Here is a 22,771-nt window from a genome sequence, read left to right as displayed (position 1 = left end):
GGTGCCGAGATAGACGGTGGTGTTGCCGTTGCCGTCGGTGACGAGGTTGCCGCTGACGCCCGAACCGGTCGGAACCGCGGTCGACGCCGGAGCCGCGCCGCTACGGAACGTGATGGTCTTGCCGTTCACGGTCAGCGTGTCGCCGTCGGCCGGCTGGGCGTTGCCGAGCAGGCCGGTTGCGGTCGTGCCGTTGGTGGCGATCAAGGTGATGGCGCCGGTCAGCGCCGTGGTGCCGTCACCGGCCGTTGCGCCAGTGCTTGCAAAGGAGCCGATGGTGGCGCCGAGCGTCGTGGTGCCGCTCGCCGCCGTGGTGCCGCCGGCCGCGCCGCTATACACGACGTTGCTGCTTCCCCCCCCCCCCCCCCCCCCCCCCCCCCCCCCCCCCCCCCCCCCCCCCCCCCCCCCCCCCCCCCCCCCCCCCCCCCCCCCCCCCCCCCCCCCCCCCCCCCCCCCCCCCCCCCCCCCCCCCCCCCCCCCCCCCCCCCCCCCCCCCCCCCCCCCCCCCCCCCCCCCCCCCCCCCCCCCCCCCCCCCCCCCCCCCCCCCCCCCCCCCCCCCCCCCCCCCCCCCCCCCCCCCCCCCCCCCCCCCCCCCCCCCCCCCCCCCCCCCCCCCCCCCCCCCCCCCCCCCCCCCCCCCCCCCCCCCCCCCCCTTGGACTTGGTGGAGTAGCCGACCGTGGTCTGCAGCGCCTGGTTGGCAATCGACTTGGCGCTGTCGATCAGCTTCTGCAGCGAGGTGATGCCGGTGTTGGCAGCCTGCAGCACCTGCACGCCGTTGGCGATGCCATCGAGCAGATTGTTGATGTCGCTGGCGCGGTTGTCGAGCGACTGTGCCGTGAAGAAGTTGGTGGGATTGTCCAGGGCCGAGTTGACGCTCTTGCCGGTCGACAGACGGCTCTGCGTGGTGGCGAGAAGATCGGCGGTGGACTGGAGAGAAAGCAGGTTCTGACGAACCGATGAAGAGAGAACGATACCGGACATTGAGTGTTACCCTTCTGGTACGCAACGCAACAAACTTCGATTAGGATTAATCGATGTCCGGGAAGGTGAACGTCCAGGGCTAACAAAGCATGAAGCGTGTCGCGGGAGTCCTTGCCTGGATTCACCATATGAGCGATCGAAGCAGCATCCGGCTTCGCTGTATCGTCATGATCGGATGATGCTTTTTGATACACCGATGAAGCGTTTGCCACTTGTCAACCATAACTCAGAGTGAGCAATTCGCTGTACCGGAATGCCTTCATCAGCCGAGCGGCACTCTGATGCCGGCACAAAAGAAAGCGGCGGGGCCGAAGCCCCGCCGCCTTGTTGGTTTGCGATGTCTGCCGCTTGTTAGCGGAGCAGCTGCAGCACGCTCTGCTGCGACTGGTTGGCCAGCGACAGTGCGGAGACCGCGATCGACTGGCGGGTCGACAGCGCCTGGCTGTTGGCCGCTTCGGTGTTGGTGTCAGCCAGCGTCAGGTTGGACGAACCGGTCTGCAGCACGTTGATCAGGCTCTTGTTGAAGTCCTGACGAACCTGCACCACCGAGAGGTTCGAACCGAGGCTCGAGGCTTCCGAGCGCAGCGTGCTCGACGCGGCGTTCAGGTTCGACAGCACCTTGTTGGTCGCGGAGTTGTCGATGAAGTCAACGCCGCTGGTCAGGGCGGCGAGGCCCAGACCCTTGGAGTTGTAGGTCACGCCGGTGATGCTCAGATTCGACTTGCCGGTCTCGTCGAACACCAGCTTGAGCTGGTCGCCGTTCAGCAGGTTGACGCCGTTGAACGAGGAGTCCTGCGAGGTCGTGTCGATCTGGTTCAGGATGTTGTTGTACTGAGACACCAGGTTCGCACGCGACGTCTGGGCAACCGTGTCCTGGACGGGGGTGGAAGCCGTCGAGAACGTGAGCGAGGAAGTGAGTGTGCCACCGATCGCACCACCCGCGGCGCTCGAACCGATGGTCGAGGACGCGTAGTCGTTGGTGGTCGAAACCGTCAGCAGTCCGTTGGCATCGATCGTCGCGGTCAGGTTGTTGGCCTGAAGCTTGGTGTTGAGCTGATCGAGCGTCTTGACCGTGCCGTTGGTGCCGTCGCCGAAGGTGACGTTGACCGCCGTGCCGCCGTTGAAGGAGGTGAAGGTCAAGGTCTTGCCGGTGAGGCCGCCAACGCCGGAGGTGCGGGCCGCGGTGAAGGCAGTCGAGGTCCCGGTGTTGCCGGCGAGGCCCAGCGCATTCAGCGCATTGCCGGTACCGGTGACTGACAGGTCGGCATTGACGCCGGTCGAGAGCTTGAGCTGGCCCGAGGCGTTGATCGACGAGTTGGTCTGGCCTGTGGCGGTCGCAAGCGTCGCGGTGCCGTTGGCATTGACCGTGGCAGTCTGCACGCCGGTGGCAAGGTCGATCGCCTTCAGCACGTCGTTGATCGTGCCAGCCTGCAGATAGACCGTCGAGTTGCCGTTGCCGTCGGTGAGGACGTTACCGGAGGCACCGAAGCCGCTCGGAACGCTCGGCGCACCGGTCGAGCCCGGGATCGGCGCGTTCTTGAAGGTGATGACGTGACCGTCGACGTTCAGCGTCGAGCCGTCCGCGATGGTCGCACCCAGCGAGGCCGCGCTCGTGGTCCGGTTGACGTTGATGGTGGCGTTGCCGCCGCCCACGGCGGTGGTCAGGCCGAGAGCCTTGAGCAGGTCGGCCTTGCCGGTGACGCTCAGATCCGCACCCGTCGAGCTCTTCAGCGTGACGGCGCCGCCAGCAGCGGTCGAGACCGCAGCACCTGGCTGGCTGGCGCTCACGGCGATCGTCGCAGCGCCGGAGCTGATGGATACCGTCTTCACGCCGCTAGCCAGATCGATCGCGGACAAGAGATCGTTGACGGTCGCCGCCGGAGTGCCAGCAGTGCCGAGATAGACGGTGGTGTTGCCGTTGCCGTCGGTGACGAGGTTGCCGCTGACGCCCGAACCGGTCGGAACGGCGGTCGACGCCGGAGCCGCGCCGCTACGGAACGTGATGGTCTTGCCGTTCACGGTCAGCGTGTCGCCGTCGGCAGGCTGGGCGTTGCCGAGCAGGCCGGTTGCGGTCGTGCCGTTGGTGGCGATCAAGGTGATGGCGCCGGTCAGCGCCGTGGTGCCGTCACCGGCCGTTGCGCCAGTGCTTGCAAAGGAGCCGATGGTGGCGCCGAGCGTCGTGGTGCCGGTCGCCGCCGTCGTGCCGCCGGCCGCGCCGCTAAACACCACGTTGCTGCTCGCCGTCGCGCTCGCAAACGAAGTCGTGCCACGGAGGTCAGCCGCGGTCGCACCTGCGATGGTAGCCGACACGTTCGACTTGGTGGAGTAACCGACCGTGGTCTGCAGCGCCTGGTTGGCGATCGACTTCGCGCTGTCGATCAGCTTCTGCAGCGAGGTGATGCCGGTGTTGGCGGCCTGCAGCACCTGCACGCCGTTGGCGATGCCATCGAGCAAATTGTTGATGTCGCTGGCGCGGTTGTCGAGCGACTGTGCGGTGAAGAAGTTGGTGGGATTGTCCAGGGCCGAGTTGACGCTCTTGCCGGTCGACAGACGGTTCTGCGTGGTGGCGAGGAGGTCAGCGGTGGACTGGAGGGAGAGGAGGTTCTGACGAACCGACGCGGAGAGGACGATGCCTGACATGACTCTGTTACCCTTCTGGTAAACGACGCTACTGTTACGCGTCTGCTTGGATCGAGATTGACCCAGCGACCGGCGGACCCTGGTGCCGAGACCTCTAACGAAACATGAAATGAAATCCGCGCTTTTGCCGAGCGCCGCGTGATTCGGCCGGGCAAGCCCCGCACATCGCCGCGATGCCGCACGGATATGACGTTGGGAAGATTGAGCTTTTTCGCGCAAATGCCGGGGATTTAGAACTCGTTAACTAATTCCGAGCGAGAATCACGCCCTGATAAGCCGCAACGAGCGCTCGGTTACGAAAGCGTTGATGGAGAACAGGCATGGCTCTCAAGGTCGAGCTCAAACCGCACGAACGCATCATCGTCGGCAACTCGGTAATCACCAACACGGATCAGCGCGCCCGCCTCCTGATCGACGGCGAGAACGTGCCGATCCTGCGCGAGCGCGACATCCTCACGCCGGAGACCGCAAACACGCCCGCCAAGCTCGTCTATCTGGCGGTCCAGCTCATGTATATCTCGCCGGATCCGCAGACCCAGCACGGCACCTATTTCAACCTCGTGCGGGACATCGTCACCGCGGTGCCGAGTGCCTGGCCGATCATCGAAGGCATCAACAACAACATCCTGAACGGCGACCTCTACCGGGCGCTGAAGGATGCCCGCAAGCTGATCGCCTATGAGGAAAAGCTGCGAGGCCAGTACGAAGCCACGCATCCCAAGGCGGAAGCGGACAAGGACGACGTCAGCACCGCTGCCTGACCACGCGCGTTCGCGCGAACGACAACGCCGCGCCAACGACAACGGCCCCGGATCGCCTCCGGGGCCGTTGTCGTTTCAGCCATGCATCGATGCTACTGCGCCGCGAGCGGCGGCGCCTCGATCTCGATCACTCCCTCGCCGACCCGCCGTGCGCCAAAATCAAGTATGGCCGCAATCAGCGCATCGATGTCCGTCTCGTCGGTGCGGTGATTGACGATCGCGGCGCGGATCGCGAACTTGCCGTCGAGCGTGGTGCCTGATGGCGCAGCGATGCCGGACTCATGGACATCGGCGACGATCTCGCGATTGAAGGCATCATCGGCGCGGTAACGGAAGCAGACGATGTTGAGGTTTACCGGCGCCAGCAATTCCAGCCGCGGCTCGGCGAGCACGCGCGCTTCCAGATATTTTGCCAGCGCGCAGCTTCGCGCGATCCCCGCACCCAGCCGGTCGGTGCCGAATGTCTTCAGCGTGAACCAGGTCTTCAGCGCGCGGAAGCCGCGCGACAAATCGGGACCGAGATCGCAGGGCCAGACCGCGCCTGCGGCAAGCCCCCTCGCCTCGCGGCTCAGATAGGCAGCCGGCTGCGCAAAGGCCTGCCGATGCTGCTCGCCGTCGCGCACCAGCAGGAAGCCGGCATCGTAGGGCACCTGTCCCCATTTGTGGAAATCGAGCGCAATGGAATCCGCAAGCTCGATGCCGCCAAGCACCGGCGCAAGCTCGGGCGCCAGGATCGCGAGCGCACCGAACGCGCCGTCGACGTGAAACCAGATTCCCTCCTCGCGGCACAGCTCCGCGATGGCCTTGAGGTCGTCGATCGCGCCGATATCGACCGTGCCTGCGGAGGCGACGACGAGGAACGGCTTGAAGCCGACCTCGCGATCGACCGCAATCTGCGCACGCAGCGCAGCGACGTCGATGCGATGATCGGCATCGACGTCGATCTTGCGCAGCGCATCGGTGCCGAGCCCGGCAATGTCCATCGCCCGCGAGACGCAACCGTGCGCGGCACGTGACGTGTAGGCGGTCAGCAGCGCGCCGTCGTTGCCGATGCCGTATTGTCGCGCCAGCGTGCCGAGCGCGCTGGTACGCGCCACCAGCACCGCCATCAGGTTGGCCATCGACGTGCCCGTGACGAAGATGCCGCTCGCACTCTCCGGGAAGGCGAAAAGGCGGCGCATCCAGTCGACGATCTGACGCTCGACCTCGATCGGCATGTGGTCGCGCCCGCCGAGATTGGCGTTGAGGCCGGCGGCGAGCATTTCCGCGAGCATGCCGACCGCAGTGCCGCCGCCATGCACCCAGCCCATGAAGCCGGGGTGGACGTTGCCGGTCGCATAAGGCGCGACATGCTCGGCGAATTCGCGATAGACATCGGCGAGATCGCTTGCCTCGCGTGGCACGTCGGCCTTGAATGCGGCGCGAACGTCATCGGGGATCGGCTGCCACACCGGACGCGCACGAATGTTGGCGATGCCGTCGATCGTCTCGTCGAGCATGCGATGGGCGAGCGCGCGAAACGCGTTCCAGTCCTGCGGATCGAGCGAGGTGTCGGTGGCGGCGGCTTGCGTCTTGCGGACCATCTCGTTCATGCGGCACTCCCCTCGCCGGCTTCTGCGTGTCGCGACAGCATCGCGGTGAATGCGGCAAAGATCTTGCGCATCTGTGGCGGCTTGTAGGGAAACACGGCGGGCGGATCCATGTTGTGGACGACGGCGGTGTTGTCGGCCTCGAACACCAGCAGCTCGCCGTCCCGGTTCTCGGCGCAATCGACGATGAAATAGTCGAGGCCGACACGCTTGCTCATTTCGTCGAGCGCGTTGCGATGACGCGCGGCGAAAGCGCTGTCGAAGTCGAGCATGAAGGCGGCTTCTTCAGCTCGCTTCTCTTCGCTGAACGCCATGTAGGCGTTGAGATACCAGATGTCCCAGCGGTCGGCGATCGCCATGTGGCAGGCGTAGGGCTTGCCGTCGACCATGGTGAGACGATATTTGCGGTAAAGCCCGTCGGGGCTCGCATAGTCGACGAAGCGCGCGACGAAGAAATCCTGCTCTTTCCGTTCGGCAAGGTAGGCCGCAAGTGCCGGCGCATCGCCGATCTTGGCGAGCCCGACGCCCGCATGCGTGCCACGCGGCCGCACGATCATCGGAAAGCGCAATTCGCCCGCGACGTCGTGGCAGGCGATCTTACCTTCCGAAAGATCCAGCAATTGCGCACGCGTCGCATGGACGGTCGCTGGAATGTCGAGACCGGGAATGCCCGCCAGCAGCCGGTACAGCTTGTCGCGATCGAGGTTGCCGATGAGATGGGGGCGATTGAGCAACGGCCGCGGCCAGTGCGGCGCGGCCTGTTCGATGACAGCGAGCGCCTGCCGGCATTCCTCCGAATCGGACGCGACCACGATCGCGACGTCGTGCTCGGGCAACGTCTCCGGCAGACCGACGCCCTTGACCACATAGAGCGTCAGCAATTCGATGTCGGAGCCTTCGAGCAGGAATTCGATCGGGGTATTGCCGCCCATATCGATATCGGCCGCGAGCGCGAGCACGCGCAGGCCGGGTTTCGGAGCCGCGCAAGGCGTGCGAAACAATTGGTGGAAGGCGAGCACCTCGGTCTGGATCACGAGCCCGGCCTCCTTCTCGCCGAGAAGCTGGGCAATCAGCGACAGATCCAGGCCTTCGCCCGCCTCGGCCGTCCCCTCTTCGATCCGCGCCAGGAGCTTCTCGCGCAACGGATGCAGATTGCCGCCCTCGAAGGCGCGGCGCGTCAGTTGCGCAAAGCCGATGCGATCGGAATAATTCGGCGCGGTCGCGCCGCTCGGCGCTGAAACAGGATGCAGCATCTTAGACCTCGAGCACAGACTTTCCCGGCGCAGCCGCGGCACGGTCGAGCAGCAGCTCGATCTTCACCAGCACGTGGGCGATGCGATCGAGGATATGCTGCAAATTGCGTTGCGCCTGGGCGGCGTCCGCCGACCAGGCTTCGGTGACGAGCCGCGCGCCGACGCACAGCCGCAGCGCGGCCTGCGGCTTGCCGTCCGGCTGGTCAAATCGTACTGGCTGGCCGACGAGGCAGCGTTGCGCGGCAACCTGCCGGTCCGCCGCACTGCCGTCGATGTCGCCGTTCATGTCCTGCGCCAGGGCGCGATGCACGGCGCTGGTCTCGGCGATGGAAACCGGCTTGCCGTCGCGCAGCAGTGTGAACGGAAAGATCGTAGCGTGCGCGAATTCCTCGTCGTCCGTCCCGGACGCTTCGATCACGGCCGGAACAGCCCGAAGCGACGGAGACAGCGCGATCATGCTGTCGATGCCGGCCGCAAGCTCGGCCAGCGCCTTGGCGCGAAATGCACCGGACACGGCATAATAGCTGCCGATCTCGCTGAGCGCTGCCTCCCAGCGCAGCCATTGACCGAAATTCGGCCGGCGCTCGAAGCGCGAGCGCAGCCCCGTCCAGGCTTTCGGCCAGTCGCTGCGGCCGGCATAATCGAAGAAGCCCGGCGCGATCTCGCCGATCCGGCCGAGCGAGCGCGACAGGCCTTTCGGCACTAGCAGCGCGCCGCTGAAGGCGGGGCCGCCGAAGAACTTCGAGCCCGTCATCAGCACCATATAGCCGCGATCGAGATAGGAACGCAGCCGGCGACGGCCGAGCCGCGCCTGGCAGGCATCGACGACAACTTGGACTTTCCCGGGCCAGCGTCGCGCGATCTCGTCGAGGCAGGCCACGCTCGGCGCGCGCCAGCCGAGTTTCGAAGAATCCATGATCTGCAACAGAACCCGTCGACCTTGCGCGAGGCTGGTCTCGACCGCGCGCAGCACCGCTTCATCCGCATCCGGGCGCATCGCAATGCCGGGCGCCGCGTCGAGCAGCGGCACCGCGACGCTGTCGCCGGCGAGCCCGGCCACCGCGCCGTCCTTGCGCACCGCAAGGCCGCTCGCCGTCATCGTGCTGAAATGGTGCCCGCGTGCGGTATGGGGCGTCCCGCTTCCGGTCTGATCCGTGCCGACCACGATCGTCACCGGCACTGCGCCGAGCACCGCGCGCGCCAGGAACAAGGCGTGAAGCTGGGAGTCGGTGCCGGACGGCGAGAACACGACATCGACGCGCGGCGCGAGCTGGAGATGTCCGCGCAGCTCGTCACGCATGTCCTCGCAACGCGTGTCGAAGGCGACCTCGACCTCGTCGAACAGGCACTTGTGCATCAGCTCTTCGCGCGCCAGCGCGACGCGGTCATAGGCCGCTTGCGAGATCACGGACGCGGTCGAGGAAGCGAAATTCCAGATCTCCGGCTCCGGCGAGGCCGCGCAGCCATAGGCGTTGACGCGGTCCTTCGGATCGAGCGTCAGGCGCGAGTCTCCGCCGGAGACCAGCAGCGTGTCGAGCGGCGTGAACAGATCGCGCAGGCGGTAGCGCGAGCCGCCGTCGGGCGCTCGCCCCAGCTCTGGCAGACGGGATGCGCCGACGCTCATCCCGAAAGGCTCACGCCGCATCGGCCGCCGCCGCGGGCGCCGGCGCGAATTGCGAGGCGATATCGCCGTGGAATACCGACGGCCCGACATGGTCGAGCGAGCTCTGGATGTCGGCCCAGATCTCGCCGCCGATATCGGTCCAGCGCTTGCAGAAGGCGAAGTCCTCGGAGAGATACGTGCCGGTCGCCGGATCGATCATGCATTCGAACAGCGCGAACCGGTTCCGGCTCGCTGCCAGCGTATCATGCGAATGCTCGCGGAAGAATTGCAGGCTGGCGTAGTCCGGATGGCGGCACATCGCCTCCAGCACGTGGCGCCGGATCATCAGGAAGCCGGTGCCGGCGTAGCGCACGCGGGTAAAGCCGTTGACCACCACGATGCGGTCGGGGTCCTCGATCTCGAGCACGTAGTCGAGCGAGGCGGCCGGCACATCCGCCCGACCCGACTGGATCGCACGCGCGGCCTTGTCCCAGTTGACCCGCTTGATCGGATAGCAGCCGGCGACGACGTCGGCGCCGCATTCGATCAGCCGGAACACCTGCTCCGGCTTGAACCCGATATCGGCATCGATGAACAGGAAATGCGTCGCCTTGGGATCGTCCAGGAACATCGCGGCCAGGTTGGCCCGGGCGCGCGTGATCAGGGCGTCGCCGTCGCGCAGCAGCACCTTGAGCTCGAGATTGGACATGCCGTGCACGGCGCGCTGGAGCGCGAAGATCGAGCTCGCATAGATGCTCGACACCTGCCCGCCGAAGCAAGGCGTTGCCACCACCAGTTGCATCTTGTCCGACATCGAAAGCTCCGCCCCGCTCCAATCCTCACCAAGAGGTAAAGAGGCATGGTTAACGGCGCCTTAACGCATCCTTACAGGAACTTGACGAGCGAAAGCTGGGCAAGGTTCGAGGTCACCTGGTAGGACGCCTGCAGCGCATTCTGGAGCGACAGGATCTCGCTCGCGACCTGGTCGGGCGAGGCCGATTCCGCCTGGTCGATGATGGTCTGGAGCTGCGCCTTGGCCTGGGTCTGGCGCGTGCTCGCGTCCTTCATCGTGTTCTGGGCCATCGCAATGTCGGTCTGGATGTCCTCGATCCGCTGCTGCCCCGGCTGCTGGGTCAGCGCCTGCGTCACCCGCAGGCTCAGCGCCGAGACCTGCCCGCCCGAATACTGCCCGGTCGGCGAGGTCGAGAACGTCCCGAACACGGCGACCGCCTGCAACTGCCGCCGGATCGCATTCTCGTCGGCCTGCGCGCCATATTGCACCGTGACGGAATCGTCGACCCGCGCCATCGCGGTGGAGCGCGCCGAACCGGGCCCGTCATTGCCCTGGTACCATTTCACGGTGTTGGCCGAGCCGTTCACCAGCGTCGTCGCCGAGCTTGCCGGCGAAGAGCCGACGCGCAGCGGCGGCTGCGTCGCGGTGACCGGCGTTGCGCTGAAACCGAGCGAGCCCAGCGCACCCGTATTCGAGCTGGTGATGTTCAGGCTCGCCGCATCGTCCGTGTTGATCGTGATCGAGCCGCCATGGATGGTCGACGGCTTCGAAGTCCCCGTGATCGCGTCGATCTTGCTCAGCAGGGTCTGGATGCTGTCGCCGACATTGAGCTGGTTGCCGGTCGCGCCCGAGGCGACGAAAGTGAGCGTGGTGCCGTTGACGGTGATGGTGTTGCCGGCGACGAAGCCCGGCGAGATCGAGTCCGAGGGGCTCGCGCCGGACAGCGCCGTCGCACCGCTGATCGGTGCGGGTGGAACCGCCTGGTTGCTCTTGGGAGCGCCGATCGCCGAGCTGGCCGTGTTGAAGAAATTGTCGCCGGCGGTTACGGCGGACGCCGCCACCAGCGAGGTGTTGGCAAGCTTCTTGATCGCGGTGTTCAGCGTGGTGTTGAGATTCGCAGCGGTATTGTTCGGGTTGACCGGGACGCTTGCATCGATCGCAAAGCTGCCCAGCGGCGTCGGCGTCGCCGTCGACGCGGTCAGATTGATCTGCTCGGTCGTACCGTCCGGCAGCGTGAACTGGACGCTCAGCTTGTCGCCATTGCCGGGATTGGTCCCGTTGAGATCGACCGAGAAGGACACCGGCGAGCCGCTCGGGCCGGTGATGGTCGCGCCCGTCAACGTCGAGGAGACCGCCTTGATCTTGAGCCCGAACGGCGATCCCGCGACGTCTTCCGACACCTGCACCGAGCTGGGCGTCGGCTGCGTCTGCACCAGCCGGCCCATGCCGCTCGCGCCGAGATCGGCGGCCTGGCGCTCCGCCATGACGGTCTTGAAGCCCGCCTGCGTCGTGGTGCCGTTGATGATGTCGCCCGCATCCGCGACCGACTGCGTGTTGAAGGCGGTTCCGGAGAACAGGTAGCGGTTGCCCGACTGCGTGTTGAGAACGCCGACCATCGAGCCGAATTGCGCGGCCGCGGTGTTCTGCGCGACCGTCTGTCCGTTGACGTTGAGATCCTGCGCGGTGTTGGCGGAGCCCGTCTGCACCGTGTTGCGGATCGTCGTCAGCGCCTGGAGCGCGGTATTGGCGAGGTTGATGTTGACGTTGACGTTGGTGATCGTGTCGGTGTAGGCGGCGATGTTGGAGAGCTGCGCGCGCCCGGCGATCGCAAAGCCCTCGTTGGTGCCCATGCCGGAATAGTTCTGCGACAGCTTGCCGGTCGAGAGCTGCGTCGACAGGTCGGTGAGCTGCTGATTGATGTTGCGGATCTGCGAGCCGAGAACCGACGAGGAGTAGTTGATGCTGCTGATCGACATGTTTCAGAGCCCTGTACTGGTTACACTTGAGCCTGGAGCAACGTGTTCATCATGCCCTGCACCACCGACATCACGTGGGCGTTGGCGGCATAGGCATTCTGAAGCTGGATCAGGTTCGACATCTCCGAGTCCAGGTTGACGCTGGAGGTCGAGTTGAATTTAGCCTGGAGCGTCGAGACCACGACGCTCTGGCCCTGCTGGAGCTGGGTGGCCTGGGTCGAGGCGTTGGCCTGGATACTCAGGAACTGCTGCAGGTAGTTCGAGACGCTGCCGGTGAAGGGCTGGTTGGCCGAGCCGAGGCCGGTCGTCGGCGAATAGGAGAACACCGCGTTGGTGAGTTGCGAATAGAGATAGTCCGAACGCGTGGTGTCGCCCGCGGGCGTCACCGGCGAGGTGTTGTAGACCGACAGCCGCGTGGGATCGCTGGCCAGCTGCGTGTTCACCGCGATGCGCCCGGCAAGGCCGGTCATCTGCGAGCCCGACGCCGTGATCGCGCCGGTGTAGAGCGCCTGCCCGCCGTCGGTGAAGACCGCCAGTTGCGGGTTGCCCGAGGTCAGCGACGAGATCGTCTTGGTGGTCGAGGCCGAATTGACCTTGGCAAGGCCGGTGTTGTCGTCGGTCACCCGCAGCGTCGTGGCGGTTGCCGGCGCAGGAGCCGCGGAGAACGTCAGGTGCGAGCCTGACAGCGCGGAGTTGAGCGCGGAGGCAATCGCGGCCACGCCGCCGGAGAAGTTGACGCCCACCCGCATCGGATTGGCGTTGGTGGCATTCTGGAGCGGCAGCGCCGCCGGATCGGTCACGTTGACCAGCGTGACCTGGCGCTGGGTGTTGGTGGTCGTGTCCGTATAGGTGATGTTGACCGTATTGCCCGGTTGCGCGCCGGCAACGTCCAGGTCGAACCCGGCCGGCGGGCCCGAGACCGTGCTGCCGGCCGTGGTCTTGTCCGACAGCGCGCTCGACATCGTCGCGGCGAGCTGGTCGATCTGGGTCTGCGCCTGCACCAGCGTCTGGTCGCGCAGCTTCAGATCGGCCGCGATCTGGCCCGAGGAAACCACGTTGTTGGCGACGACGTCGACCTTCGAGCCGTTCGGCAGGACGATGTTGAACGCGCCGACGCCCGACTTGGCCGGATCGATGTTGTAGAGCGAGGTCGCCGACAGCGCGCCGGCGGACGCAAAGGAGAATTGCGAGGCGAGCCCGGCGCCAACGAGCTGAATGCCGGTCGTGGTGTAGATGTTGGCCTGGTTCGAGCCGTCGGTGGTGACGCGGACGTCGACATATTTCGACAGCGTGTTGATGGCCTGGTCGCGCTGGTCCATCAGCGTCGCGGCGGACGGGTCGGTGGCCGACAGGCCCTGGAGCTTGGTGTTGATGTCGGCGATCTGGTTCATCGCCGCGTTGGCCTGCTGCGCCGAGGTGCCGAGATCCTGCTCGACGTTGGAGCGCAGCGACTGGATGCCCTTGGTGGTGACGTTGAGCTGCTGCGCCAGAGCCTGCGCCGCGCCGAGGGCAACCGTCTGCGCCGACGACGAGCCCGCGCTGGTCGACAGCGCCTGCAACGCCGTGGTGAAATTGTTCAGCGAAGTTTCGAGCGTGCCGCTGTTGCCGGGCGTGCCATAGACATTCTGAAGCTGCTTCAGGATGTTGGCCATCTGGTCGGCGTAGCCGCTGCCGCCGGTCTCGGTGCGCAGCTGGTTCAGCACAAAGCTGTCGAGCTCGCGGCTGACGCCGGTCGTCATCGCCGTCGAGCCGAAGTCGCCGGTGGTGACCTCGATCTGGTTCGGCGTTTGGACGATGTAACCCGGCGTCTGCGAATTCGCGACGTTCGAGGAGACGATCGAGAGCGCGGCCTGGTTGGCACGCAGACCGCTCATCGCACTGGCGAGGGCTGAACTCAAACCCATATCACTGGCCGCCTTTGGTTACGTCACGCGCCGATCAGCGCAACACGTTGAGGAGGTCCTGCACCATCGAATTCGCCGTCGTGATCACCTTGGTGTTGGCCGAATAGGCCTGCTGGGTCACGATCAGCTTGGTGAACTCGTCGGCGATGTCGGTGTTCGAACCTTCCAGCGACGAGCCGCTGATGGAGCCCGAAGCGCCGTCGATCGCGGGCCCCGACTGTTCGGTCGCGGCATAGGCGCCGCCGTCGAGGGCCTTGAGATAGTTGGTGCCGTTGAAGTGCGACAGCGAGACCTGTGCGAGGTCGAGGTTCTGGCCGTTGGAGAAGGTGCCGACCACCAGGCCGTTGTTGTTGACGGCGACCGAGCGGAGCTGACCCGCGGCATAGCCGTTCTGGGTGATGGTGTTGATGGTCACCGCGCCGCTGGTGCTGGCATATTGCGTCAGCCCGCCGGAGGAGATGTTGAGGGAGAGCGAGCCGAGCGACTGGCCGCTGACGCTGACATTGTTGATGGTGATGCCCGAGCCGCTCGGCGAGGTCAGCGAGCCGTCGGCAGCGAAGGTGAAGGCCTGCCCGGTATTGACCCAGCCGACCGTCGTGCCCGTCGCATTCGGATCGGTCTGGTAGAACAGGTTCCAGGTATCGGAATGGCCGGTACCCAGCGAGGCGCTGTCAGTCTTGGCCCAACGCATCTGCAGGTTCACCGGCGTGCCGGCGGCGTTGTAGGCGGTGACCGCACCGCCACTGATCGATTCCTTGGTGAACGTGGCGATGTCGTTGCCGATCACGCCGCCAGTGCCGGCCGTGCCGCCACCGCCGCGGTTCTTGGAAATGGATGACGTGAAGCCGAGCGCAGCGAAGGCGCTGCTGTTGTTGCTGGTCACCGTCAAGGTGGGATTGGCGATACCGGTATTCAGCGTGATCACGCCGTTGCTGACCGAAGAGCCGCTCGCACCGCTGAGGTTGTCGATCTTCTGGAGCAAGGTCGCGATGTCGTCAGTAACGTTGACCAGGTTCGGGGTCGCACTAGTAGCGCCGGAGTTCACGAAGGTGATCGTATTGGCGCCTGCCGTGCCGTTGACCTGGATCGTGTTGCCGGCCACGAAGGGCGTCGAGAGGACCTCCGCCAGGCCGGGCTGCGCGGTGCCGCCGAGCTGTGTCGCACCCGTAATCGCGGGGGTGGACAGCACGTTACCGCCGCGCGTCACGCTGCTGATACCGAGCAAGCTTGCCGCAGTGCCGCCGATCGTGACGTCGGATGTGGTGTTGGTCGTGATCTGGATGTTACCGCCCGCGGTCATTGTCGCGGTGGCGGCGCCACCACCGGCGCCCAGGGTGATCGCATTCAGGATGTCCGACATCTTTGCGCCGGTCGGCGAGAGCAGGCCGATCGTGGTGGTGCTGCCGCTCGTCGAGGCGCCGGAAACGGTGGCGTCGAAGTTGATGGTCTGGCCGTTGACCGTCAACGACTTGCCGGCCAGGTTGGTGAGAAGGCTGGTGTTGAGATGCGGGGACACGCCGGAATCGAGAGACGTGGTACCGCTTGCCGCCGCCGAGGCGCTGTCCAGCAGCGCCACCGTGCCGGTCGCGGTCGTCGCCGTATAGGCCGAGCGCAGATTGCCGGTCGCGGCAGCGCCGGAGATCGTCGCATTCGTATAGGGCGGCGGCGGTGTGCCGACGATCATCGGGTTGGCGGCGAAATCCGACGGGTTCAGGCCGCCGGCGGCCAGCAGCGTGCCGCTCGCCGCGGTCGAGCTCGCCGCCGTGTTCGGCACGCTCGGCAGGTTCGCGGCGTACTGGATCGAGGTGGTCGCCTGGGCCGGGATGAAGTTGTTCTGGAATTTCAGGACTGTCGCCACGTTACCGGTCGGGTTGCCGGTCTTGGGATCGACCGTGGTGCCCATCAGATAATAGCCGGCGCCGTTGACCAGATTGCCATTGGCATTGAGCTGGAAGTCGCCGCGGCGGGTGTAGTAGGTGACGCCGCTGAACACCGGAACGTTGTCGACGACGCCGGTCGCCTTCTGGATCGAGAAGAAGCCGTCGCCGGTGATCGCCATGTTGGTGGCAACGGTGGAGGACGAGATCGTGCCCTGCGTGGTGATGGTGGCCTTCGCATTGGCCGTCACGCCGCCGGCGACCTGCTTGCTCGGCACCGAGGCGTCGGGAATGAGATCGACGAAGCTGGTGCCGATGCCCTTGTAACCGGTGGTGGATGAGTTCGCGATGTTGCCGGAGATGTTCTGAAGCGCGTAGGACTGCGCCTGCAGGCCACCCACCGAGGTGTTCATTGCATCGAAGATACCCATAACTTTGTCTCCAAATCCGATCTCGGCGGCCGGTCGACCAGGGCCGCAGTCGGAGGAGACAGTCGCAAGGGCTATGCCAATGCGGGTTTCTTCAGAAAATCAATGACTTAAACGAATAGGCCCCGGTCGGATGACCGGGGCACAATTGCCGGGCCGGCAACAATTGCCGGGCCACATCGTCGTTCCGGAGCGATGCGTTAGCATCGAATCCGGAACCTCGAGATTCTCAGGTGCGCAATTGCGCACCATAGTTCGGTCCTGCGGACCGCCCCGGAATGACGGCGAAAAAGACCTACGTCGCGGACGCGGCGGCCGGATGGAAAACCAGCCCGAACCCGTCGATGCAGTAGCGCAGTCCGGTCGGCTTCGGACCGTCGTCGAAGACATGGCCGAGATGGCCGCCGCAGCGCCGGCAATGCACCTCGGTGCGGAGCATGCCGAAGGTGCGGTCCTCGGTCTTGCCGACATTGCCCTCGATCGGCTGGTAGAAGCTCGGCCAACCCGTGCCGCTCTCGAACTTGGTATCGGACGCAAACAGCGGCAGGTCGCAGCCGGCACAGGCGAAGATCCCCTTGCGGTGCTCCTTCAACAGCGGGCTGGAGCCCGGCCGCTCGGTGCCGTGATTGCGCAGGATCTCATATTGCTGCGGCGTGAGCTGGGCACGCCACTCGGCCTCCGTCTTCACGATCTCGAACTTTTCCGCGGCCCTCTCGCCGGCCTCGGCAGGCGTTCCTCTCAGCCAGCGGAAGGCCGAAACGCCGAACAGGCCGGCGACAGTCGTTAGCAGGATGCGGCGGTCAAACATCTCATTCTCCGTGCGGGAGGAGTCCACGCCCTGAGATACGGGTTCTAACGGCCGACGTTACACGTCCGGGCGGAGTTTTTCTCAACTTATTGCGAGATGCCGCCGTTGTGCGAGGCCGGTTCCAGGGCTTCAGTCGCGGGTTTCGGCGGCGGGGCCGGCCGCGGCCGCACACCGGGCGGCGGCCGGCGGGGACCGGTGCCGGCGGCCCGGTTGGCTTCGGCCAGCCGCGCCTCGCGTTCCCTGTCCTTGACCCTGGCACGCTCGCGGTAGCGGGCGAGCGTGCCTGCGGCGGCGGAGCTCGTCCTGCCCCAGATCCCGACCAATTGGCCCGCGACCCGTCCGGTGGCGCCGCCCGCCCAGACCAGCTCGAACGGCGAAAACAGCCGCCAGCGCTCGTCGCCCCACAGGATGCTGCGCGCGATCATCTGCCCGGCCATGGCCGAGGTGTTCATGCCCTGGCGGCCGAACCCGCTCGCCACCCACAGGCCTTTGCGCAACTGGCCGATCTGCGGCATGCCGTGCACGGTCTGGCCGGTGGCGCCGCCGAACGTGTCGGTGATCTCGACATCGCCGAGCTGGGGGAAGATCGACCGGATCCGTCGCTTGACGCCGCCTGCAAAGCGCTGCGGCCGCGCGGCCCAGGTGGTCTCCGGGCTCTCCCACATCAGCCGGTCGCCGTCGACGATACGAAAATGATCGACGCCGTCGGAATCCATCACCGATCCCTTGAAGGCGATGATCTCGTGCACGCGCTCGCCGAGCGGCGCGGTGATGCCGGCATAGCGCCAGACCGGCAGCAGCGTCTCCGACAGGCGCCTCAACGGCGCGCCGAGATGAATGTTGCCGGCAAGCACGATGTGCGTCGCGCGCAGCCGCGCCGAGGGCGTGACGATCCGCTTGCGGATGCCGGAATGGTCGATGCTGACCACCGGCGTATCCTCGAAGATGCGGGCGCCGGCCCGCCGCGCCAGCGTCGCAAGGCCGTGCACATATTTGCGGCCGTCGACCTGGAATGCCCTGGGATAGTAGACGCCGTGGAAGTAGCGATCGGTCTTGAGCACCTCGCGGACGCGATCGACCTGCCAGCCCTCGACCTCGGTGTCGAAATCCTCGTGCAGCATCTGCAACCGGCTGATCAACCGGTCGCCGGTATCGACGTTGGAGACCTCGAGCACGCCGTCGCTCGGGGCGATTCCCGGCATGTTCTCTTCGGTGGCGTTGACGCGGACGAACTCGGCGCCCTCCTTCGACAGCGTCCACAATTCGCGCGCGTCCTCGAAGCCGATGCGCTCGATCAGCTCGGTGAGCGGCAGCGCAAAGCCCGGCATCACGGTGCCGAGCTGGTTGCCGGAGGCGTTCCAGCCGATATGCCGGCCCTCGAGCACCGCGACGCTGGCCCCGAGCCGGGCCGCCTCCAGTGCGACGGAGAGCCCGGCAAGCCCTGCCCCGATCACGCAGATGTCGGCGTCGAGATCGAACGACAGCCGCGTACGTTCGCGAAAGCCGGCTTCTTCCTGGGGCACGCTTGTGAAAGTCTCGCTCATATCGTTTTCTTAGAGCATGATCCGGAAAAGTGTGCAGCGGTTTTCCGAAAAGATCATGCTCAAGACAAAATTTAAAGCGCGATAAGGGTTTGTCCAAATCTCATCGCGCTTTAAAGGACCGATCGGGCGCTTGTCACCTTGTCCTCAAGCGGTGCCTGTAGATTATTCTGGACGTGTAACGATTCGAGAGTGCCATGCGCCGTTTGATGCTGCTGCGTCACGCCAAGACCGAGACCGACGCGCCGAGCGGCCGTGACCAGGATCGCCGGCTCGACGACCGCGGCCACAAGGATGCCGCCGAGATCGGCGACTGGATCGCCTCCCATCCCCCCTTCCCCGACACCGTGCTGGTGTCGCATGCCGTCCGGGCACGGCAGACCTGGGACATCGCCTGGCAGACGATGAAGGGCCGCGTCGCCGCGCCCGAGGTCGAGGTCCTGCCGGAACTGTACGGTGCTGACCCCGCGCAGATCCTGGAATCCATTCGCACTGCAACCAACCCGGGCAACCCGAAGCGGCTGCTGCTGGTCGGCCACAATCCCGGCATGCACGAGGCCGCCTTGATGCTGATGGGCGGCGGCGATCCGGCCGGCGCCAAGGCGCTCGCCCACAATCTGCCCACCGCGGGGCTTGCGATCTTCGACTTTGACGTGAAGGATTGGGGGGACGTGGCCTACCGCCGCGGCAAGCTGGTGCTGTTCGTCAGCCCCAAGCTGCTTCGATCGGGATGAGACGCGCGGGCGCCGTCTCGACCGGTCGACGCAGCCTGATCACGGGCTGACTGGAAGATTTGGAGGCGCAGATGTTCAAGTCCATCCTCGTGCCCATCGACCTCGCCGACACCGATCTGGCCAAGCCGGCGATCGCAACCGCGGCAACGCTGTCGCAGACCTGGAGCGGCACGGTGCGTCTGCTCAACGTGCTGCCGATGACGCCGGTGATGCTGGCAGAATACGTGCCGGCCGACTTCGACGAACAGCAGCGCCAGACCTCGGAGGAAGCGCTCGCCATCGTCGCGCGCGAATCCGGCATCGAGGCTTCCCACATCTCCAGCGTGGTTCGCCAGGGCGGCATCTACCACGAGATCCTGGAGGAAGCCGTGCACATGAAGGCCGACCTGATCGTGATGACCTCGCACCGGCCGGCGATGCGCACCTATTTCCTCGGCTCCAATGCCGGCCACGTCGTGCGCTACGCGAAGTGCTCAGTGCTGGTGGTAAGGCACTGAGCTCGGAGCAATGTCGTGAAGCAATGGTGGCGGAGATGGACTTACGAGGTCCCGCTCGCGATCGGCGATGCATTATGGGAGGTGCTCGTCGTGCAACTGGCCGCGCTGCTGGACAGACTGACGGTGCGGAAGGTGATTGCCTTCATCCCCGTCGTGATCCTTGTGCTGGCCTACTACCACAGGATCCCGATTCCGCCGGAACTGGTGCTCATCGGCGACTTCCTCGCCTATATCGACATCTTCTCGGTGCTGATCCTGCTCGGCATGCTGAGCCGCGTCACGACGATCCTGTTCGTCGTCAAACAGGCCGCCGCGCGCATCGCCACGTTCGTGGGCAATGCGGCTGCGCAACTGCGGCGCCTGGATATCCGGCATCGGCGCCAACGCGGCGCCGCGACAAGGCCTCACCGCACGCCCGACCGCTCCGACGACGATCGAGCTCCCCACGGAGCGTGGGGCCAGGCCGCCTTCGCCTGATCCATCCAAGAGCTTGAAGCTCGTAGCCCGGGTGAGCGAAGCGATACCCGGGACCGCTCGATCTCGTAGGGTGGGTTAGCCGAAGGCGTAACCCACCACTGTCTCTCTCCGCGGAAGCAGAAGAGGTGGATTACGCCTTCGGCTAATCCACCCTACGCATCTACAATCCCTTGCGTTGCCCGTCGGGCAAGACACGCAAGATGCCGGTCAACGCGCGGCCGCTAAAATATTCCACTTTACCGAAATTCGGAATTGGCGGATAGTGCGCGCACTCCGGCCCAAGGAAGAGGGGCGTATCGCGATCGTCACGAACGCGGGCCGGGCGGCGGTGGACGCAGGTCACATCGGCGCGAAAGGCATCGCAGGGCGGGCAACCGTGAGCGAGACCATCGCGCGCACGACCGGTGTGATCGGCGTACGGCCAAATCGTGTCGTCCTGGCGCCCGGGGTCTGTGCGCCAAGTCTTGCGGTGATGGGTGTGGCCCGACCGGACCGCGCGCATCAGCCATCCGCAAGGCGACGGGGGCAATAGTGCATCGCTCCCCGGGGAGAGCACGACATAAGCCGTTCCAACCATCGCGCAGGGAAGGCCGGGATGTCCCCGGTTGCCCTGTTTCCCCGCTGTGCATCGTAGCCCAATCCGCGTTTGGCATGGCGGCCAATGGGAGCCAACCGGCTCCCGGCCTTCCCTGCGCCCTCTTTCATCTGAGGGTGAGGCGACGAAGCAAAGCTCGGGCGAGATGAGCCGCGAGGATGTGAAGGTGTGTCTGTCGCTCAGAAACCGAATACCGAATGCTGCCGCAAGCACTATCCAAGACCGTCACCCTGAGGTGCGAACCATGCGACGCCCCCGCGTCGCGTGGAGAGCCTCGAAGGGCGACGGCCCGGCTGCATGTCGGCCGTTCATCCTTCGAGGCTCGACTTGCGATGCCTTCGCATCGCAAATCTCGCACCTCAGGATGACGGAATGGACATGGTCGCCGCGGCGCGACTCTGGATTGCTTCGCTGCGCTCGCAATGACGATGCGGAGATATTGTGCGTCCATCGCGAGGTCACCGCGCCCAGATCTACCGGGCGCGGCGGACGTCAAAACACGTTACAGATACCGCGACAGCTCGGCTTTGAACTGGCCGTAGACCGCGTCCTCGATCTGGCTGCGGTTGATCCCGATGTCGCGCAGGGCGCGGTCGTCGAGTTCGTTCAGCGTCTTGACGGCGGAGCGGCGCTCCAGGCGGTCGAACAGCGCTTGGGTGGCGCCGGCGAGCGCACGGAAAAATCCGCTCGACGAGGATGGGCGTAAACTCCGCCCGGCAGTCTGCGAGATCGTGGTCATTTTTCTTCTCCGGACTTCTGTCCACGCGGCGAAACGGATGCCGTTGGCGCAGACGCTGGGAGCGCCTGCACCTCATTTGCCATCGGATTGCTCTCGCTCTCCTCGGCTCAAACGCGGACCTTGATGGAACTTAAATGCTCCAGTACATTACTCGGAGCAAGGAAAACATTGCTCTCGGTGCAATAATGTCCAAGTTCGAGTACGTGAAGCTTGCCGATGCCATTGCCTCGGATATCTCTAACGGCACGTTAAGGCCCGGCGACCGGCTGCCGCCGCAGCGCAATTTTGCCTATGACCGCGGCATTGCGGTCTCGACCGCGAGCCGGGTTTATACGGAGTTGCTCCGCCGCGGCCTCGTGGTCGGCGAGGTCGGCCGCGGCACCTTCATCTCCGGCGACATCAGGCGCGAGGTCGAGGCGCTGAGCGAGCCGCGCGACGCGCGGATCGACTTCGAGGTCAATTATCCGCTGCTGCCGCAGCAATGGGCCATGATCGCCAAGAGTCTTGCGGGGCTCGAGCGCGTCGACGCGCTGGAATCCGCGCTGCGCGTCTCGACCAGCACCGGCACCAAGAGCGCGCGCAATGCGGCCGCCGCCTATCTCGCGCGCAAGGATTTTGCGCCGCAGGCCGAGCAGATCGTCTTCACCGCCAACGGCAAGCAATCGCTCGCGGCCGCCCTCGCCGCGCTCGTCCCAACCGGCGGCCGCTGCGGCGTCGAGGCGCTGACCTATCCATACGTCAAGAGCATCGCGGCGCGGCTCGGCGTGACGCTGGTCCCGATTCCGATGGACGAGCACGGCGCGCGGCCCGACGCGATCCAGAAGGCGCATCGCGAGGCGCATCTGTCGGCGCTGTATCTCCAGCCCATCATCCAGAACCCGCTCGGCGTCACCATGAACGCGACGCGGCGCGCCGACATCATGCGCGTCGCCGAGAAGCTCGATCTCACCATCATCGAGGACGCCGTCTACGGCTTCCTCGCCGACGACACGCCGCTGGCCGCACTCGGGCCGGACCGCTGCATCGTGATCGACAGCCTGTCCAAGAAGGTCGCGCCGGGCCTTGCGCTCGGCATCCTCGTCACCCCGCCGCATCTGCGCGAGGGCGTGATGAGCGCGGTCCGCACAGGCGGCTGGATCGCCTCCGGCCATGCACTCGCATCCGGGCAGCGGCTGATGGCCGACGGCACCGTCGCCGAGCTGACGCGCCTGAAGCGCATCGACGCCGCGCGCCGCCAGCAGACCGCGGCAAGGCTGCTGGCCGGCTACCAGTTCGCCGCCGACCCGCGCTCCTATCATCTCTGGCTCACGCTGCCGCCACACTGGCGCTCGCAGACCTTCGTTGCCGCCGCCGCCCGGCGCGGCATCGCGCTGACGCCGTCCTCGACTTTTGCAATCGCGCATGGGCACGCGCCGAATGCAGTGCGGCTCGCGCTCGCCCCGCCCACGTTCGAGCAGCTCGATTCGGGCCTGCGCACCCTCGTCTCGCTGCTCGGCACCAAGGAAGAGGATTTTGACTCGACGGAGTAGCCAGAGCGTTTTCGAGCGAAGTGGATACCGGTTCGCGCAAGAAAACA

17 protein-coding genes and 1 pseudogene are annotated in these 22,771 nt (G+C 65.8%); 5 read left to right on the top strand and 13 right to left on the bottom strand.

What is annotated here, in order from left to right; genetic code table 11:
* From XI08_RS33015 to XI08_RS33005, 3 genes and pseudogenes are all read right to left on the bottom strand, one after another.
* Window positions 1-336 (bottom strand): DUF1522 domain-containing protein (locus XI08_RS33015; RefSeq protein ID WP_271577609.1); only part of this gene is annotated, 336 nt, incomplete at its 3' end.
* A gap of 317 nt (window positions 337-653) precedes the next feature.
* Window positions 654-980, bottom strand: a pseudogene (locus tag XI08_RS33010) (flagellin N-terminal helical domain-containing protein); the annotation flags it as partial.
* Between the two features lie 351 nt (window positions 981-1,331).
* Window positions 1,332-3,620, bottom strand: coding sequence for a DUF1522 domain-containing protein (locus XI08_RS33005; RefSeq protein ID WP_271577608.1), 2,289 nt, complete (start codon window positions 3,618-3,620; stop codon window positions 1,332-1,334).
* Between the two features lie 320 nt (window positions 3,621-3,940).
* Here XI08_RS33005 and flbT point away from each other — a divergent pair, with 320 nt between their 5' ends.
* Window positions 3,941-4,381 (top strand): flagellar biosynthesis repressor FlbT, encoded by a 441-nt coding sequence (gene flbT, locus XI08_RS33000; protein ID WP_271577607.1) that lies wholly within the window; start codon window positions 3,941-3,943, stop codon window positions 4,379-4,381.
* 92 nt (window positions 4,382-4,473) lie between these two features.
* Here the strand turns inward: flbT and XI08_RS32995 are convergent, their stop codons facing one another.
* The 9 genes from XI08_RS32995 to XI08_RS32955 form a co-directional block, all read right to left on the bottom strand.
* Window positions 4,474-5,973 (bottom strand): pyridoxal phosphate-dependent decarboxylase family protein, encoded by a 1,500-nt coding sequence (locus XI08_RS32995; RefSeq protein WP_271577606.1) that lies wholly within the window; start codon window positions 5,971-5,973, stop codon window positions 4,474-4,476.
* Entirely contained in the window at window positions 5,970-7,223 is a 1,254-nt protein-coding gene (locus XI08_RS32990) for an ATP-grasp domain-containing protein (RefSeq protein WP_271577605.1), read from the bottom strand. Before XI08_RS32990 ends, XI08_RS32995 begins: the two co-directional genes overlap by 4 nt.
* Before the next feature lies 1 nt (window position 7,224).
* Window positions 7,225-8,868, bottom strand: coding sequence for a hypothetical protein (locus XI08_RS32985; protein ID WP_271577604.1), 1,644 nt, complete (start codon window positions 8,866-8,868; stop codon window positions 7,225-7,227).
* The gene (locus XI08_RS32980) at window positions 8,858-9,640 is read right to left on the bottom strand and encodes a hypothetical protein (protein WP_271577603.1); all 783 of its coding nucleotides are present in this window, start codon (window positions 9,638-9,640) and stop codon (window positions 8,858-8,860) included. Before XI08_RS32980 ends, XI08_RS32985 begins: the two co-directional genes overlap by 11 nt.
* A gap of 71 nt (window positions 9,641-9,711) precedes the next feature.
* Entirely contained in the window at window positions 9,712-11,595 is a 1,884-nt protein-coding gene (locus XI08_RS32975) for a flagellar protein (protein WP_271577602.1), read from the bottom strand.
* A gap of 20 nt (window positions 11,596-11,615) precedes the next feature.
* Window positions 11,616-13,499: a flagellar hook-associated protein FlgK gene (flgK, locus tag XI08_RS32970; protein WP_271577601.1), complete on the bottom strand. Its 1,884-nt coding sequence runs from the start codon at window positions 13,497-13,499 to the stop codon at window positions 11,616-11,618.
* Window positions 13,500-13,533: 34 nt separating this feature from the next.
* On the bottom strand, window positions 13,534-15,807 hold the full coding sequence (locus XI08_RS32965; protein ID WP_271577600.1) for a flagellar hook-basal body complex protein: 2,274 nt from the start codon (window positions 15,805-15,807) through the stop codon (window positions 13,534-13,536).
* 292 nt (window positions 15,808-16,099) lie between these two features.
* Entirely contained in the window at window positions 16,100-16,612 is a 513-nt protein-coding gene (gene msrB / locus XI08_RS32960) for a peptide-methionine (R)-S-oxide reductase MsrB (protein WP_271577599.1), read from the bottom strand.
* 86 nt (window positions 16,613-16,698) lie between these two features.
* A complete protein-coding gene (locus tag XI08_RS32955) occupies window positions 16,699-18,156 on the bottom strand; it encodes an NAD(P)/FAD-dependent oxidoreductase (protein WP_271577598.1) in 1,458 nt (485 codons plus the stop codon).
* 194 nt (window positions 18,157-18,350) lie between these two features.
* Here XI08_RS32955 and XI08_RS32950 point away from each other — a divergent pair, with 194 nt between their 5' ends.
* The 3 genes from XI08_RS32950 to XI08_RS32940 all read left to right on the top strand — a co-directional run bounded on the left by XI08_RS32950 (window position 18,351) and on the right by XI08_RS32940 (window position 19,861).
* Window positions 18,351-18,887, top strand: a complete 537-nt coding sequence (locus XI08_RS32950) for a SixA phosphatase family protein (RefSeq protein ID WP_027548397.1) — start codon at window positions 18,351-18,353, stop codon at window positions 18,885-18,887.
* A 71-nt stretch (window positions 18,888-18,958) separates the two neighbouring features.
* Window positions 18,959-19,384 (top strand): universal stress protein, encoded by a 426-nt coding sequence (locus XI08_RS32945; protein WP_011088599.1) that lies wholly within the window; start codon window positions 18,959-18,961, stop codon window positions 19,382-19,384.
* Window positions 19,385-19,399: 15 nt separating this feature from the next.
* Window positions 19,400-19,861, top strand: a complete 462-nt coding sequence (locus tag XI08_RS32940) for a hypothetical protein (RefSeq protein ID WP_271577597.1) — start codon at window positions 19,400-19,402, stop codon at window positions 19,859-19,861.
* A 1,097-nt stretch (window positions 19,862-20,958) separates the two neighbouring features.
* On the opposite strand, the gene XI08_RS32935 is transcribed toward XI08_RS32940, so the two are convergent.
* Window positions 20,959-21,195, bottom strand: coding sequence for a DUF1127 domain-containing protein (locus XI08_RS32935; protein ID WP_027548061.1), 237 nt, complete (start codon window positions 21,193-21,195; stop codon window positions 20,959-20,961).
* A gap of 185 nt (window positions 21,196-21,380) precedes the next feature.
* Here XI08_RS32935 and XI08_RS32930 point away from each other — a divergent pair, with 185 nt between their 5' ends.
* Window positions 21,381-22,724 carry an aminotransferase-like domain-containing protein gene (locus XI08_RS32930; RefSeq protein ID WP_271577596.1) on the top strand — a complete coding sequence of 448 codons (1,344 nt, stop codon included), beginning with the start codon at window positions 21,381-21,383 and terminating at the stop codon, window positions 22,722-22,724.
* Window positions 22,725-22,771 lie beyond the last annotated feature (47 nt).

This window comes from Bradyrhizobium sp. CCBAU 11361 (assembly GCF_028128935.1).
Taxonomy (GTDB): domain Bacteria; phylum Pseudomonadota; class Alphaproteobacteria; order Rhizobiales; family Xanthobacteraceae; genus Bradyrhizobium; species Bradyrhizobium niftali.
Note: the sequence above shows the minus strand (reverse complement) of the source record. Positions and strands in the feature narration are given on the sequence as shown.

What these genes read in the sequence shown, in the direction of transcription:
- flbT (WP_271577607.1), top strand. Translation starts at nt 3,941, where the DNA reads ATGGCTCTCAAGGTCGAGCTCAAACCGCACGAACGCATCATCGTCGGC.
- XI08_RS32945 (WP_011088599.1), top strand. Translation starts at nt 18,959, where the DNA reads ATGTTCAAGTCCATCCTCGTGCCCATCGACCTCGCCGACACCGATCTG.
- XI08_RS32975 (WP_271577602.1), bottom strand. Translation starts at nt 11,595, where the DNA reads ATGTCGATCAGCAGCATCAACTACTCCTCGTCGGTTCTCGGCTCGCAG.
- XI08_RS32995 (WP_271577606.1), bottom strand. Translation starts at nt 5,973, where the DNA reads ATGAACGAGATGGTCCGCAAGACGCAAGCCGCCGCCACCGACACCTCG.
- XI08_RS32965 (WP_271577600.1), bottom strand. Translation starts at nt 15,807, where the DNA reads ATGGGTATCTTCGATGCAATGAACACCTCGGTGGGTGGCCTGCAGGCG.
- XI08_RS32990 (WP_271577605.1), bottom strand. Translation starts at nt 7,223, where the DNA reads ATGCTGCATCCTGTTTCAGCGCCGAGCGGCGCGACCGCGCCGAATTAT.
- flgK (WP_271577601.1), bottom strand. Translation starts at nt 13,499, where the DNA reads ATGGGTTTGAGTTCAGCCCTCGCCAGTGCGATGAGCGGTCTGCGTGCC.
- XI08_RS32930 (WP_271577596.1), top strand. Translation starts at nt 21,381, where the DNA reads ATGTCCAAGTTCGAGTACGTGAAGCTTGCCGATGCCATTGCCTCGGAT.
- XI08_RS32985 (WP_271577604.1), bottom strand. Translation starts at nt 8,868, where the DNA reads ATGCGGCGTGAGCCTTTCGGGATGAGCGTCGGCGCATCCCGTCTGCCA.
- XI08_RS32950 (WP_027548397.1), top strand. Translation starts at nt 18,351, where the DNA reads ATGCGCCGTTTGATGCTGCTGCGTCACGCCAAGACCGAGACCGACGCG.
- XI08_RS33005 (WP_271577608.1), bottom strand. Translation starts at nt 3,620, where the DNA reads ATGTCAGGCATCGTCCTCTCCGCGTCGGTTCGTCAGAACCTCCTCTCC.
- XI08_RS32980 (WP_271577603.1), bottom strand. Translation starts at nt 9,640, where the DNA reads ATGTCGGACAAGATGCAACTGGTGGTGGCAACGCCTTGCTTCGGCGGG.
- XI08_RS32955 (WP_271577598.1), bottom strand. Translation starts at nt 18,156, where the DNA reads ATGAGCGAGACTTTCACAAGCGTGCCCCAGGAAGAAGCCGGCTTTCGC.
- msrB (WP_271577599.1), bottom strand. Translation starts at nt 16,612, where the DNA reads ATGTTTGACCGCCGCATCCTGCTAACGACTGTCGCCGGCCTGTTCGGC.
- XI08_RS32935 (WP_027548061.1), bottom strand. Translation starts at nt 21,195, where the DNA reads ATGACCACGATCTCGCAGACTGCCGGGCGGAGTTTACGCCCATCCTCG.